Here is a 13847-nt window from a genome sequence, read left to right as displayed (position 1 = left end):
GCGCCCCCCCATACCCTGGGACGGGGGCCCCGTGCCCCCCGCTCTCTCAAGAAAGGTGCGGACCGGCGTGACCGACCGTCTCATCGTTCGTGGCGCTCGCGAGCACAACCTCAAGAATGTCTCGCTCGACCTGCCCCGCGACTCACTCATCGTCTTCACCGGACTCTCCGGTTCGGGCAAGTCCTCCCTGGCCTTCGACACGATCTTCGCCGAGGGCCAGCGCCGCTACGTCGAGTCGCTCTCGTCCTACGCCCGCCAGTTCCTCGGGCAGATGGACAAGCCCGACGTCGACTTCATCGAGGGCCTCTCCCCGGCCGTCTCCATCGACCAGAAGTCGACCTCGCGCAACCCGCGCTCGACCGTGGGCACCATCACCGAGGTCTACGACTACCTGCGCCTCCTCTTCGCCCGCATCGGGAAGCCGCACTGTCCCGAGTGCCGCAGGCCGATCTCGCGCCAGTCGCCGCAGGCCATCGTCGACAAGGTGCTCGCGCTCCCCGAGGGCAGCCGCTTCCAGGTGCTCTCGCCGCTGGTGCGCGAGCGCAAGGGCGAGTTCGTCGACCTCTTCGCCGATCTGCAGACCAAGGGCTACAGCCGGGCGCGGGTGGACGGGGAGACCATCCAGCTCTCCGAGCCCCCGACGCTGAAGAAGCAGGAGAAGCACACCATCGAGGTGGTCATCGACCGCCTCACCGTCAAGGACAGCGCAAAGCGCCGGCTCACCGACTCGGTGGAGACCGCCCTCGGCCTCTCCGGCGGCATGGTCATCCTGGACTTCGTCGACCTCGCCGAGGACGACCCCGAGCGTGAGCGGATGTACTCCGAGCACCTCTACTGCCCGTACGACGACCTGTCCTTCGAGGAGCTGGAGCCGCGCTCCTTCTCCTTCAACTCGCCGTTCGGCGCCTGCCCCGAGTGCACCGGCATCGGTACGCGCATGGAGGTGGACCCGGAGCTGATCGTTCCGGACGAGGAGAAGTCCCTGGACGAGGGCGCGGTCTCGCCGTGGTCGCTCGGCCACACCAAGGACTACTTCCAGCGACTGGTCGGCGGGCTCGCCGGGGAACTGGGCTTCCGGACCGACATCCCGTGGGCCGGGCTGCCGGTGCGCGCGAAGAAGGCCCTGCTCCACGGGCACAAGACGCAGATCGAGGTCCGCTACCGCAACCGGTACGGGCGGGAGCGGGCGTACACCACGGCCTTCGAGGGCGCCGTGCCCTTCGTCAAGCGGCGGCACTCGGAGTCCGAGAGCGACGCCAGCCGCGAGCGCTTCGAGGGCTACATGCGCGAGGTGCCCTGCCCGACCTGTGAGGGCACCCGCCTCAAGCCGATCGTGCTCGCCGTGACGGTGATGGAGAAGTCCATCGCCGAGGTCGCCGCGATGTCGATCAGCGAGTGCGCGGACTTCCTCGGCCGGATGCGGCTCGACGCCCGCGACAAGAAGATCGCCGAGCGGGTCCTGAAGGAGGTCAACGAGCGGCTCCGCTTCCTCGTCGACGTCGGCCTGGACTACCTCTCGCTGAACCGCGCCGCCGGCACCCTGTCGGGCGGCGAGGCCCAGCGCATCCGCCTCGCGACGCAGATCGGCTCCGGCCTGGTCGGCGTGCTCTACGTGCTGGACGAACCCTCCATCGGCCTGCACCAGCGCGACAACCACCGGCTGATCGAGACGCTGGTGCGGCTGCGGGACATGGGCAACACGCTCATCGTGGTCGAGCACGACGAGGACACCATCAAGGTGGCCGACTGGGTCGTGGACATCGGCCCGGGCGCCGGCGAGCACGGCGGCAAGGTGGTGCACAGCGGTTCGCTGAAGGAGCTGCTGAAGAACACCGACTCGATGACCGGGCAGTACCTGTCCGGCAAGCGGTCCATCGCGATCCCGGACGTACGCCGTCCCGTGAACGGTGAGCGGAAGCTGACCGTGCACGGGGCCAAGGAGAACAACCTCCAGGACATCGACGTCGCTTTCCCGCTCGGCGTGCTCACGGCCGTCACGGGTGTGTCGGGCTCGGGCAAGTCGACCCTGGTCAACGACATCCTCTACACGCACCTGGCGCGCGAGCTCAACGGCGCCCGGTCGGTGCCGGGACGGCACACCCGGGTGGACGGCGACGACCTCGTCGACAAGGTCGTGCACGTCGACCAGTCGCCGATCGGCCGGACGCCGCGCTCCAACCCGGCGACGTACACGGGTGTCTTCGACCACGTGCGCAAGCTGTTCGCGGAGACGATGGAGGCGAAGGTGCGCGGCTACCTGCCGGGCCGCTTCTCCTTCAACGTGAAGGGCGGCCGGTGCGAGAACTGCTCCGGCGACGGCACGATCAAGATCGAGATGAACTTCCTGCCGGACGTCTACGTCCCGTGCGAGGTCTGCCACGGCGACCGGTACAACCGGGAGACGCTGGAGGTCCACTACAAGGGCAAGTCCATCGCGGAAGTCCTCAACATGCCGATCGAGGAGGCGCTGGACTTCTTCGAGGCGGTGCCGACGATCGCACGCCACCTGAAAACGCTGAATGAGGTCGGGCTGGGCTACGTCCGCCTCGGCCAGTCCGCGCCGACGCTGTCGGGTGGCGAGGCGCAGCGCGTGAAGCTGGCCTCGGAGCTCCAGAAGCGGTCGACGGGCCGGACGGTGTACGTGCTGGACGAGCCGACGACGGGTCTGCACTTCGAGGACATCTCGAAGCTGATCAAGGTGCTGTCGGGGCTGGTGGACAAGGGGAACTCGGTGATCGTCATCGAGCACAACCTGGACGTCATCAAGACCGCGGACTGGGTCATCGACATGGGCCCGGAAGGCGGATACGGCGGTGGCCTGGTGGTGGCCGAGGGCACGCCGGAGCAGGTCGCGTCGGTGGGCGCGAGCCACACGGGCAAGTTCCTGCGGGACATCCTGGGGGCGGACCGCGTCTCCGACGCGGTGGTGCCCCCGGCGAGGGCCGCGGCGAAGAAGGCCCCGGCCAAGAAGGCGGCCACGGCCGCTGCCGCGAAGAAGGCGGCCCCGGCCAAGAAGACGGCGGCGCGGGCCCGCAAGGCGTAGCCGCTGCGCTGAGCGCGGCGGGAGGGGCTCGGCCGGCCGGCCGGGCCCCTCTGCGTCTGCGGCGCCGTTGCGGGGGCTGCCGCGGGCTCTTGGGCGGAGCCCCGCCAGCGGGGCCGGGCGGCCCTACGACGCCACGCCCACCGCGTGGCCGGCGGTGGCCGGGTCCGTCAGGCTCGCCAGCAGGGCGTCCGCGACGTCCGCGCGGGGGATGACCCGGCCGCCCCGCACGTTGCCGTCGATCGCGCGCCGGTACCTCCCGGTGTGGGGCTTGTTCTGGAGCATCGGCGGGCGGATGACCGTCCATTGCGTACCGCTCGCCCCCATCGCCGCCTCCATGTCCGCGAGGTCCGCGTACACGTCCCGCAGCAGCCTGCGCAGCAGCGGGTAGACCACGGCCCGGGTGAACACCCCCTCGCCGTCCGGTAGCCGGCCGACCGGAGCGGCGCTGACGGCGGACAGCCGCCGCACGCCCGCCCGGTCCATGGCCGAGGTGATCGCGTCGAGGGCCGGGCCCGCGATGGGAGTCTGCTTGGCCTGCTTGTTGGTCGCCGCGCCCAGTGCGGAGACCACCGCGTCCTGGCCGCTCACCACCGGCAGCAGCGCCTCCTGGTCGGTCACGTCGGCCACCGTGGCCACGTGGAGCCGCTCGTGGGCGGGAACGGGCAGGCGGGCCGGGTCGCGGACCACCGCGGTCACCTCGTGCCCCGCGTCGAGTGCCTGCCGGACGACTTCGCGGCCGACGCCGCCCGTGGCACCGAACACCGTGATCTTCATGGATTCCCCCGTGGCCGAAGAGGTGGAGCAGGTGGTGGGTGAGCATTCACTCACCCTCGCTTCGACTAGGGTGAGTGAATGCTCACCTCAAAGTCAAGCCGCCCCACCCCCGAGCGGCTCCTCGACGCCGCCGAGACCCTGATGCGCACCAGTGGACTGGCGAATGCCACCACCAAGGCCATCGCCCGCGAGGCCGGCTGCTCCGAGGCCGCGCTCTACAAGCACTTCGCGAACAAGGAAGAGCTGTTCGTGCGGGTGCTGATGGAGCGCACGCCCAACGCGGGCCCGCTCATGACCGCCCTGCTCGCCGAGCCGGGAGAGGGCGCGGTCGGGCAGGGAGCCGAGGAGGGATCCGAGGGAGGGGTCGAAGAGGGGCTCGCCGCCATCGCCCGGCACGCCTCGCTCTTCTACGCCGACGCGATGCCCATGGCCGCCTCGCTCTTCGCCGACCCCGTCCTGCTCACCCGCCACCGCGAGGGCGTGCGGAAGATCGGCGCCGGGCCGCACGTGATCCTCAACGCCCTGGCCGGGCGGCTGCGGCGCGAGCTCGACGCCGGACGGCTGCGCCCCGACGCCGATCCGCGGGCCGCCGCGTCCCTGCTGCTCGGCGCCTGCTTCCAGCGGGCCTTCTTCCTGCACTTCTCCGGTGCGGACGTGGTCCAGCCGGTGGAGGAGTTCGCCCCCGCCGTGGCCCGGACGGTCTGGGCCGCACTGCGCTGAAGCGCTGCCGCACTGCGCTGAAGCGCTACAGCTCCGCCGCGTACGGCGGCTCCGCGCCCGCCCGCGTGCAGGTCAAGGCCGCCGCGTGCGCGGCGTAGGCCAGCACGTCGGGCCAGTCCACCGCGCGGTCCCGCGCATCTGAGAGCCGGTGCAGCAGAGCGGCGTTGACGGTGTCGCCCGCCCCGATCGTGTCCGCCACCGTGACCCGGCGGGCCGCCACCGAGTGCTCCGCGCCCTCCCGCGTCCAGACCGTCAGCCCCGCCGCGCCCCGGGTCAGGACCACGGCCGACGGCCCCGCCGCCAGCCAGTCGCGGGGCCGGCCCCCCAGCCAGAAGGCGTCCTCCTCCGACAGTTTGAGGACGGACGCGTACGGCAGCAGCCCGGTCAGGAACCGGGCGCGGTAGGCCGCCGGATCCGCGATCAGCGCCGGCCGGATGTTGGGGTCCAGCAGGGTCAGCAGCCCGCGCCGCGACTCCCGGCGCAGCAGGGTCTCGTACGCGCTCGCGCCCGGCTCCAGCACGAGCGAGCAGGTCCCGAGCGCGAGGGCCCGTACGGAGGCCGGGAGGGTGGGCGGCAGGGTGAACAGCCGGTCCGCGGTGCCCTCGACGTAGAAGCCGTACGAGGCCGAGCCGTCCGGGGCCAGCGAGGGCACGGCGAGGGTGGTCGGCTCCGGCCCGCGCTGCACGAGCGACAGGTCCACGCCGGCCGCCCGCAGCCCGGTCAGCAGGTTCTCGCCGAAGCCGTCGGCCGAGACCCGGGAGCAGAAGGCCACCTCGGCGCCGAGGCGGCCGAGCGCGAGAGCGGTGTTGTACGGTCCGCCGCCCGGCCGGGGCAGCAGGGCGCCCGGCGGCCGTGCCACGGGCACCAGGTCGATGAGGGCTTCTCCGCCGACGACGATCACGCGGGGGAAGGTACCCCATCGGACGGCGGTATCGTCGGGTGCGCCGTGCCCCGCCCGCTTCTCCAGGAGAGTTCCATGTCCGTGTCGCCGTCCCCCGCCCGCCGTACCGTGCTCAGGGGCGCCGCCGCGCTCGCGGGAGCGGCCGGCGCCGGAGCGGCACTCGCGGCCTGCTCCACCGAGAGCCGTACCGGCGGGAACACTCCCGCGACGCCCACCGCCCCGGTGGAGCTGGGAGCCGCGGCCGAGGTCCCGGTCGGCGGGGCGAAACTGTACCGGGAGCGGAAGCTGATCGTCAGCTGCCCGGCGGAGGGCGAATACAAGGCGTTCAGCGCCCAGTGCACGCACGCCGGCTGCGTACTGGACAAGATCGTCGAAGGTGAGGGCAACTGCCCCTGCCACGGCAGCCGCTTCGACGTGGCGACCGGCAAGGTGCTGCGCGGCCCGGCCACCGACCCGCTGCCCGCGGTCCCCGTCAAGGCGGAGAACGGCAAGCTCGTCGCGGGCTGACCGGGAGCGGGCCGGTCAGTCCCAGTCCCAGACGATCCCGAGGATCCCGCGCCGTACCGCCTGCTCCACCAGGTGCACCGCCCGGTGGCGGCCGCTCGGCGTGAGGTCCGCGAGGCCGGTGCGCGCGGCCTTCGGCCCGCTGCGCGCGAAGCGGCGGCAGCGCACCGGCAGGGCGGACTCGTCGAAGCGGACCTGGAGCATGTACTGGCCGCCCGCGTAGCTGAAGCCGCGCACGTACTCGCCGCTGCGGACGCCCGTGCCGTCCTCGATGCCGTAGCCGAAGACGTACGTGTCCCCGCGCCGCAACCGGGCGTCGAAGAGCAGCTCCGCGACCACCACCCCGGCCTCCGGGTGGCACCGCACACGGCCCGTGCGGCAGTTCTCGTACGCCGTCACGCTGATCCGGGACACGTCGCAGCCCGGATCGCCGTGGTGGACGGCGACGTAGCGGTCGACCCCGTCCCGGTGGGCCCGGACGATCTGCTGCGACTCGCGGGCCAGCATCTCGCCCGCCGGGCCGATGCGGACCCGCTCGTGGTGGGCGAGCGTGTGCAGTCCGCCGTCCGACGGGAGTTCCATCCCGTCCAGCAGCTGCTCCACCGTCCCGCCGACGCTGAACAGGGCCCGGTACGAGCGGGCGGCCGGGCGGGCGGGCCCGGGGGCGGGTTCCGGGGCGAGGAGCAGCCGGACGAGGGCCCCGTCGGGCAGCTCCAGGATCTGCTCCAGGGCCGTCACGGCCCGCAGGGACTCGGCGTGCCGCGGCCGCCGGGCGCCCTGCTGCCAGTAGCTGAGGCTGGTGACACCGACCTTGATCCCCCGGGCCGCGAGCCGGTGCTGGACCCGGTGCAGGGGAAGTCCACGCGCGGCGAGGGCGGCGCGCAGGGCGAGGTGGAAGGGGCCGCCGCGCAGCAGCCGGCTGAGTTCTGCCGCGTCGGCCGAGTCCGCCGTGTCCCCGGTCGGCCGCATGGCGCCTCCTCTGTGAACGTTCACGCGCGCGGGCACCGTGGATCGCGTCGGCGGCTCTGCCGGACCAGATGAAACGACAGTCACCATTCACACCGCAGCCCCACCGTTCACACGGCGGTGTCACCGCGTATTGAAGCGGGTTGACCTGATCCGGACAACACCCTGATGCTCCTCCACAGCGTCCGGACGCGCTCCTCCACCCCCACATCCCCGCCTCGGGAGGAACGCGATGCGCAACAGAATCCGGCGGCATTCCCCAGCCGCCGTCATCTCCGCCCTGCTCCTCGCCCTGTCCCTCGGTGCCGGCACCGCCGCCGCCGCCGATACCACCGCTGCCGGTACCAGCGCCGCCGCCGGTACCGCCGCCGCCCCGGCCGAAAGCGCCGCCCTCGCGTACAAGCGCCTGAACATCACCATGCAGGCGCAGGAGAAGACCAACTGGTGCTGGGCCGCGGGCGGCAACACCATCGCCACCTGGTTCGGCCGCAACTACAGCCAGAACCAGTTCTGCAATGCCGCCTTCAACCGCCAGCAGGGCTACGACTGCCCCAACAACCAGGCCACCCTCGGCAACGTCCAGACCGGGCTGCGCTGGGCGGGCATCAGCCCCGGCTCGTACGTGACCGGCTGGCTCCAGTACTCCACCGTCCAGACCGAGATCAACGCCAACCGGCCGATCGAGACCCGGATCCAGTGGTCGGGCGGAGGTGGCCACATGCACGTGATCTACGGCTACGACACCGCCAGCAGCTGGGTCTACTGGGGCGACCCGTGGCCCTCAAGCGACCGCTACAACTGGGCCTCGCACGCCTGGTACGTGGACAACAGCACCTTCTCCTGGACCCACTCCCTCTACCGGATCGGGGCGTGAGCGCCATGACCCTGCGCGCCACCGCCACCGCCGCCACCGTGGTCCTCGCGGCCACCGCCCTCCTCGGCCTCGCCCCGCAGGCCGTCGCCGCCCCCGTGCCGCAGCCCCAGGCCGCCACGGCCGAGAACCGGGCGGCCGCCGCGCAGGTGGCCGCCGCCCCCGACAGCACGGCCACGCTCTCCCGCTTCTTCGCCCGGGAGGGCAAGGTCTCGCCGGCAGCCGCGCAGCCCCGGATAGAGGGGGAGGCGATACCGGTCAGCTACCTCTCCCCGGAGTTCGTCGCGGGCAAGGCGGGGGCGCCCGTCGCCCGCCTGGAGTTCCTCGCCAGCAAGGCGGTCTCCTCCGACGGGCAGCAGGCCGCGCTGTGGACCGCGCGGACGGAGGCCGGCTGGCAGGTCGTGAACATCGCCACCGGCGACGACGAATTCCGCTACGCGCAGCTGGGCGCCGCGAAGCTGCCCGGAGGGACCGTGTTCCGGGAGCCGCAGATCGACGCCTGGTACGTGGCCGGGGGCAGCAGGGTGCTGCCGCTGGACGAGGACGCGGTGCGGGCCGTGGGCGCCGGGGGGACGAGCCTGGGCGCGTACCGGGCTCGGGTCGCCGAGGCGTACGGGGACAAGCTCCCCGGCTCGGCCTATGCCAAGGGGGGCGGGGCCGGTGGTTTCGCGGCTTCCCCGGAGCCCGACGCGACGCGGACGGCGACGGCGACGCTGACGCTGACGGCCGCGGCCGCCGGGGCGATCGTGCTGGGCGGGGCCGGGGCGCTGGCCCTGCGCCGCCGCCGCGTCGCCGCCGAGGCGTAGCCCCCGCGCCCGCAGGCCCCTGGCTTCCGCCGGAGGCCAGGGGCCAGGCCCCGCGGCGCGGACCGCCCGGGCCCCGGCCGGAGGCGACGGGTACGGTCCGTTGTCAGCCCGCGCCAGTAGGGTGGTTGGCATGGCCGACCCTTCCAGCTACCGCCCCAAGCCGGGACAGATCCCCGACTCCCCGGGGGTCTACAGATTCCGCGACGAGCACCGCCGGGTGATCTACGTCGGGAAGGCCAAGAGCCTGCGCCAGCGCCTGGCCAGTTACTTCCAGGACCTCGCCGGGCTGCACCCCCGTACCGCCACCATGGTGACCACCGCCGCCTCCGTCGAGTGGACGGTCGTCTCCACCGAGGTCGAGGCGCTCCAACTGGAGTACTCCTGGATCAAGGAGTACGACCCGCGGTTCAACGTCAAGTACCGCGACGACAAGAGCTACCCCTCCCTCGCCGTCACCCTCGACGAGGAGTACCCGCGGGTCCAGGTCATGCGCGGGCCGAAGAAGAAGGGCGTGCGCTACTTCGGTCCGTACGGGCACGCCTGGGCCATCCGCGAGACCGTCGACCTGATGCTCCGCGTGTTCCCGGTACGGACCTGCTCCGCGGGAGTGTTCAAGCGCTCCGCGCAGATCGGCCGGCCCTGCCTGCTCGGCTACATCGGCAAGTGCTCCGCGCCCTGCGTCGGCCGGGTCACCCCCGAGGAGCACCGCGAACTGGCCGAGGACTTCTGCGACTTCATGGCCGGCCGGACCGGGACGTACCTCTCCCGCCTGGAGCAGGAGATGCACGAGGCCGCCGAGGAGATGGAGTACGAGAAGGCTGCCCGGCTGCGCGACGACATCGGGGCGCTGCGCCGCGCCATGGAGAAGAATGCGGTCGTCCTCGCCGACGCCACCGACGCCGACCTCATCGCGGTCGCCGAGGACGAGCTCGAAGCCGCCGTGCAGATCTTCCACGTACGCGGCGGCAGGGTCCGCGGCCAGCGCGGCTGGGTCACCGACAAGGTCGAGGCCGTCGACACCGCCGGACTCGTCGAGCACGCCCTCCAGCAGCTGTACGGGGAGGAGAAGGGCGAGGCCGTCCCCAAGGAGGTGCTCGTCCCGGCGCTCCCCGAGGACACGCCCACGCTGAGCCAGTGGCTCGCCGAGCGGCGCGGGTCGCAGGTCAGCCTGCGCATACCGCAGCGCGGCGACAAGAAGGCCCTCATGGAGACCGTCCACCGCAACGCGCAGCAGTCCCTCGCCCTGCACAAGACCAAGCGCGCCAGCGACCTGACCACCCGCTCCCGGGCCCTGGAGGAGATCGCCGAGGCCCTGGAGCTGGACAGCGCGCCGCTGCGCATCGAGTGCTTCGACATCTCGCACCTCCAGGGCGACGACGTGGTCGCCTCCATGGTCGTCTTCGAGGACGGGCTGGCGAGGAAGAGCGAGTACCGGCGCTTCCAGATCAAATCCTTCGAGGGGCAGGACGACGTCCGCTCCATGCACGAGGTCGTCTCCCGGCGCTTCCGCCGCTACCTCCAGGAGAAGCTGAAGACCGGGGAGTGGGAACCGGAGGAGGGCGACGGCGCGTCGCCCGACGAGGACGGGCGGCCCAGGCGCTTCGCGTACCCGCCGCAGCTCGTCGTGGTCGACGGCGGGCAGCCGCAGGTCGCCGCCGCCAAGCGGGCCCTGGAGGAGCTCGGGGTCGACGACGTGGCCGTGTGCGGCCTGGCCAAGCGGCTGGAGGAGGTCTGGCTGCCCGGCGAGGACGACCCGGTGGTGCTGCCCCGCACCAGCGAGGGCCTCTACCTGCTCCAGCGGGTACGTGACGAAGCCCACCGGTTCGCCATCCAGTACCAGCGCAACAAGCGCGGAAAGCGGCTCAAGGCGGGCCCGCTGGACGAGGTGCCCGGGCTGGGCGAGACGCGCAAGCAGGCCCTGGTCAAACACTTCGGTTCGGTGAAGAAGCTGAGACAGGCGACAATCGACCAGATCTGCGAGGTCCCCGGCATAGGCCGCAAGACGGCGGAGACCGTGGCCGCGGCCCTCGCCCGGGCGGTTCCCGCTGGTCCTGCCGTCAACACGGCCACAGGAGAGATCATTGAGGATGAGAACCCCGCCCCCGCGGGCGGGGGCTCCTCCCAGCGGTAGCTGGGTGGGGGCACCTCCCAGCGTCAGCTGGGGGAACATCGTCCGAACGGGGGACCGAGCAATGACCGAGCACGAGACCGCGCACGACCGAGACGGAGCACAGGTGAGTACGGGCACGACAGTGGAGCCCGGCGAGACCGCCGAGGCGGCCATCCCCGAGCTGGTGATCATCTCCGGCATGTCCGGGGCCGGCCGCAGTACGGCGGCCAAGTGTCTGGAGGACCTCGGCTGGTTCGTCGTCGACAACCTTCCGCCCGCGCTGATCCCCACCATGGTGGAGCTCGGCGCCCGCTCCCAGGGCAACGTGGCGCGCATCGCCGTCGTCGTCGACGTCCGCGGCCGCCAGTTCTTCGACGCCCTGCGCGAGTCCCTCGCCGACCTCGACAGCAAGGGCGTCACCCGCCGCATCGTCTTCCTGGAGTCCTCCGACGACGCGCTGGTCCGCCGCTTCGAATCGGTCCGCCGCCCGCACCCGCTCCAGGGCGACGGGCGCATCACCGACGGCATCGCCGCCGAGCGCGACCTGCTGCGCGAGCTGCGCGGCGACGCCGACCTGGTGATCGACACCTCCAGCCTGAACGTGCACGAGCTGCGCGCCAAGATGGACGCGCAGTTCGCCGGGGACGAGGAGCCCGAGCTGCGGGCCACCGTCATGTCCTTCGGCTACAAGTACGGCCTCCCCGTCGACGCCGACCTCGTCGTCGACTGCCGCTTCATCCCCAACCCGCACTGGGTGCCGGAGCTGCGCCCCTTCACCGGGCTCAACGAGGAGGTGTCGGGGTACGTCTTCAGCCAGCCCGGCGCCAAGGAGTTCCTCGACCGCTACACCGAGCTGCTCCAGCTCATCGCCACCGGCTACCGCCGCGAGGGCAAGAGGTACGTGACCATCGCGGTCGGGTGCACGGGCGGCAAGCACCGCAGCGTGGCCATGTCCGAGAAGCTCGCCGCCCGCCTCGCCTCCGAGGGAGTCGAGACCGTCGTAGTCCACCGGGACATGGGGCGCGAGTGACCGCACGGACCCCGCGGCTGAGCCGCCTGCGCCGCCTTGCCCCCTCCCGGGGCGAGGACGGTGCACGCCGTTCCGGCCGACGGCGCGGCACCGCGCCCAAGGTGGTCGCGCTGGGCGGCGGCCAGGGCCTGTCGGCCTCCCTCGCAGCCCTGCGCCGGATCACCGGTGACCTCACCGCCGTGGTCACCGTCGCCGACGACGGCGGATCCAGCGGCCGGCTCCGGGAGGAGCTCGGCGTGCTGCCGCCCGGCGACCTGCGCAAGGCGCTGGCCGCGCTGTGCGGGGACGACGACTGGGGCCAGACCTGGGCCCGCGTCATCCAGCACCGCTTCCAGTCCGAGGGCGACCTGCACGGGCACGCCGTCGGCAACCTGCTGATCGTCGCCCTGTGGGAACAGCTCGGCGACCCCGTCCAGGCCCTCGACCTGGTCGGCAAGCTGCTCGGCGCGCAAGGCCGCGTCCTGCCGATGTCGGCCGTGCCGCTGGAGCTCCAGGCCCTGGTCAGGGGCCACGACCCGGCGCGCCCCGAGGACGTCGACACCGTCCGCGGGCAGGCCACCGTCGCCCTCACCCCCGGCGAGGTGCTCTCCGTGCAGGTCGTGCCCGGCGACCCGCCGGCCGTGCCGGAGGCCGTCGCGGCCGTCCTGGACGCCGACTGGGTGGTGCTCGGTCCGGGGTCCTGGTTCTCCTCCGTGATTCCCCACCTGCTGGTGCCGGAACTGCTGGACGCACTGGTCGAAACGAAGGCCCGCAGGGTCCTCTCGCTGAACCTCGCGCCGCAGCCCGGCGAAACAGAGGGCTTCTCTCCGCAGCGTCATTTGGAGGTTTTGGCCCGACACGCCCCTAAACTCGCCCTGGACGTGGTGCTGGCCGACGAGGCCGCCGTGCCCGACCGCGAGTCCCTGGCCGATGCCGCAAAACGGTTCGGTGCCGCGGTCGAGCTGGCGCCGGTGGCCAGGGAAGACGGCTCTCCGAAGCATGATCCGGAGCTGCTCGCCGCCGCGTACGACCGTATTTTTCGGATGCATGGAAGGATCGGCCCATGGCGATGACGCCCGCGGTGAAGGATGAGATCTCCCGCCTCCCCGTCACCCGGACCTGCTGCAGGAAGGCGGAGGTCTCGGCGATCCTTCGGTTCGCGGGCGGGCTGCACCTGGTGAGCGGCCGCATCGTCATCGAGGCGGAGCTGGACACCGGGATCGCCGCCCGCCGGCTGCGCAAGGACATCCTGGAGATCTTCGGCCACTCCTCGGACCTGGTGGTCATGGCTCCGGGCGGACTGCGCCGCGGCAGCCGCTACGTGGTCCGGGTCGTGGCCGGCGGCGACCAGCTGGCGCGCCAGACGGGCCTCGTGGACGGCCGCGGACGGCCCATCCGGGGTCTCCCGCCCCAGGTGGTCTCCGGTGCCACCTGCGACGCCGAGGCGGCCTGGCGCGGCGCCTTCCTGGCCCACGGCTCGCTGACCGAGCCGGGCCGGTCCTCCTCCCTGGAGGTCACCTGCCCCGGTCCGGAGGCCGCCCTGGCCCTGGTGGGCGCCGCCCGCAGGCTCTCCATCGCCGCCAAGGCGCGCGAGGTACGCGGAGTCGACCGGGTCGTGGTCCGTGACGGCGACGCGATCGGCGCGCTGCTGACCCGGCTCGGCGCGCACGAGTCGGTGCTGGCCTGGGAGGAGCGGCGGATGCGGCGCGAGGTGCGCGCCACCGCCAACCGCCTCGCCAACTTCGACGACGCCAACCTGCGCCGCTCGGCGCGGGCCGCGGTGGCCGCCGGAGCCCGCGTCCAGCGCGCGCTGGAGATCCTCGGCGAGGAGGTCCCCGAGCACCTCGCCGCGGCCGGCCGGCTGCGCATGGAGCACAAGCAGGCCTCCCTGGAGGAGCTCGGCGCGCTCGCCGACCCGCCGCTGACCAAGGACGCCGTCGCGGGCCGGATCCGCCGTCTGCTGGCGATGGCCGACAAGCGGGCCCAGGACCTCGGCATCCCGGGTACGGAGTCCAACCTCGACCTCAGCGAGGAGATGGCCGACAACATGGCCGGTTAGTCGAGAAGCCGTACGTCAAAGGGACCCACGCGATCACCCGCGCGGGTCCCTTTCCCGTAGGCCCCATTGACATGAGCATGGGCC

12 protein-coding genes are annotated in these 13847 nt (G+C 72.4%); 9 read left to right on the top strand and 3 right to left on the bottom strand.

Translation table 11 applies throughout. From position 1 onward, the window contains the following. Positions 1-67 precede the first annotated feature (67 nt). A complete protein-coding gene (gene uvrA, locus OG429_RS10860; protein ID WP_328925094.1) occupies positions 68-3043 on the top strand; it encodes an excinuclease ABC subunit UvrA in 2976 nt (991 codons plus the stop codon). Positions 3044-3166: 123 nt separating this feature from the next. Here the strand turns inward: uvrA and OG429_RS10855 are convergent, their stop codons facing one another. After that, positions 3167-3817: an NAD(P)-dependent oxidoreductase gene (locus OG429_RS10855; protein WP_328925093.1), complete on the bottom strand. Its 651-nt coding sequence runs from the start codon at positions 3815-3817 to the stop codon at positions 3167-3169. Positions 3818-3895: 78 nt separating this feature from the next. Here OG429_RS10855 and OG429_RS10850 point away from each other — a divergent pair, with 78 nt between their 5' ends. Next, on the top strand, positions 3896-4537 hold the full coding sequence (locus tag OG429_RS10850) for a TetR/AcrR family transcriptional regulator (protein WP_328925092.1): 642 nt from the start codon (positions 3896-3898) through the stop codon (positions 4535-4537). A 25-nt stretch (positions 4538-4562) separates the two neighbouring features. Here OG429_RS10850 and OG429_RS10845 read toward each other — a convergent pair whose 3' ends face one another. Then, entirely contained in the window at positions 4563-5438 is an 876-nt protein-coding gene (locus tag OG429_RS10845) for a carbohydrate kinase family protein (protein WP_328925091.1), read from the bottom strand. 75 nt (positions 5439-5513) lie between these two features. On the opposite strand from OG429_RS10845, the gene OG429_RS10840 reads away from it, so the two are divergent. Next, positions 5514-5945 carry a Rieske (2Fe-2S) protein gene (locus OG429_RS10840; RefSeq protein ID WP_328925090.1) on the top strand — a complete coding sequence of 144 codons (432 nt, stop codon included), beginning with the start codon at positions 5514-5516 and terminating at the stop codon, positions 5943-5945. 15 nt (positions 5946-5960) lie between these two features. Here OG429_RS10840 and OG429_RS10835 read toward each other — a convergent pair whose 3' ends face one another. Continuing rightward, entirely contained in the window at positions 5961-6911 is a 951-nt protein-coding gene (locus OG429_RS10835; RefSeq protein WP_328925089.1) for a hypothetical protein, read from the bottom strand. A 229-nt stretch (positions 6912-7140) separates the two neighbouring features. Here OG429_RS10835 and OG429_RS10830 point away from each other — a divergent pair, with 229 nt between their 5' ends. The 6 genes from OG429_RS10830 (at position 7141) to whiA (ending at position 13763) form a co-directional block, all read left to right on the top strand. Further along, positions 7141-7782, top strand: coding sequence for a papain-like cysteine protease family protein (locus OG429_RS10830; RefSeq protein ID WP_328925088.1), 642 nt, complete (start codon positions 7141-7143; stop codon positions 7780-7782). A gap of 5 nt (positions 7783-7787) precedes the next feature. Next, on the top strand, positions 7788-8585 hold the full coding sequence (locus tag OG429_RS10825) for a hypothetical protein (RefSeq protein WP_328930230.1): 798 nt from the start codon (positions 7788-7790) through the stop codon (positions 8583-8585). 130 nt (positions 8586-8715) lie between these two features. Further along, positions 8716-10716 carry an excinuclease ABC subunit UvrC gene (gene uvrC / locus OG429_RS10820; protein WP_328925087.1) on the top strand — a complete coding sequence of 667 codons (2001 nt, stop codon included), beginning with the start codon at positions 8716-8718 and terminating at the stop codon, positions 10714-10716. A 61-nt stretch (positions 10717-10777) separates the two neighbouring features. Next, positions 10778-11725: an RNase adapter RapZ gene (gene rapZ, locus OG429_RS10815; RefSeq protein ID WP_030009073.1), complete on the top strand. Its 948-nt coding sequence runs from the start codon at positions 10778-10780 to the stop codon at positions 11723-11725. After that, on the top strand, positions 11722-12777 hold the full coding sequence (locus tag OG429_RS10810) for a gluconeogenesis factor YvcK family protein (protein ID WP_328925086.1): 1056 nt from the start codon (positions 11722-11724) through the stop codon (positions 12775-12777). Before rapZ ends, OG429_RS10810 begins: the two co-directional genes overlap by 4 nt. After that, positions 12768-13763: a DNA-binding protein WhiA gene (whiA, locus tag OG429_RS10805; protein ID WP_030009075.1), complete on the top strand. Its 996-nt coding sequence runs from the start codon at positions 12768-12770 to the stop codon at positions 13761-13763. The genes OG429_RS10810 and whiA overlap by 10 nt, the downstream gene beginning before the upstream one ends. Positions 13764-13847: the final 84 nt, after the last annotated feature.

This window comes from Streptomyces sp. NBC_00190, from assembly GCF_036203305.1.
Lineage (GTDB): Bacteria > Actinomycetota > Actinomycetes > Streptomycetales > Streptomycetaceae > Streptomyces.
The sequence above is the reverse complement of the archived record's forward strand: the minus strand, read 5'-3'. Positions and strand labels throughout refer to the sequence as shown.

Coding starts and splice junctions, on each gene's coding strand:
- OG429_RS10855 (WP_328925093.1), bottom strand. CDS start 3,817: ATGAAGATCACGGTGTTCGGTGCCACGGGCGGCGTCGGCCGCGAAGTC.
- OG429_RS10850 (WP_328925092.1), top strand. CDS start 3,896: ATGCTCACCTCAAAGTCAAGCCGCCCCACCCCCGAGCGGCTCCTCGAC.
- OG429_RS10840 (WP_328925090.1), top strand. CDS start 5,514: ATGTCCGTGTCGCCGTCCCCCGCCCGCCGTACCGTGCTCAGGGGCGCC.
- OG429_RS10835 (WP_328925089.1), bottom strand. CDS start 6,911: ATGCGGCCGACCGGGGACACGGCGGACTCGGCCGACGCGGCAGAACTC.
- OG429_RS10830 (WP_328925088.1), top strand. CDS start 7,141: ATGCGCAACAGAATCCGGCGGCATTCCCCAGCCGCCGTCATCTCCGCC.
- OG429_RS10825 (WP_328930230.1), top strand. CDS start 7,788: ATGACCCTGCGCGCCACCGCCACCGCCGCCACCGTGGTCCTCGCGGCC.
- uvrC (WP_328925087.1), top strand. CDS start 8,716: ATGGCCGACCCTTCCAGCTACCGCCCCAAGCCGGGACAGATCCCCGAC.
- rapZ (WP_030009073.1), top strand. CDS start 10,778: ATGACCGAGCACGAGACCGCGCACGACCGAGACGGAGCACAGGTGAGT.
- whiA (WP_030009075.1), top strand. CDS start 12,768: ATGGCGATGACGCCCGCGGTGAAGGATGAGATCTCCCGCCTCCCCGTC.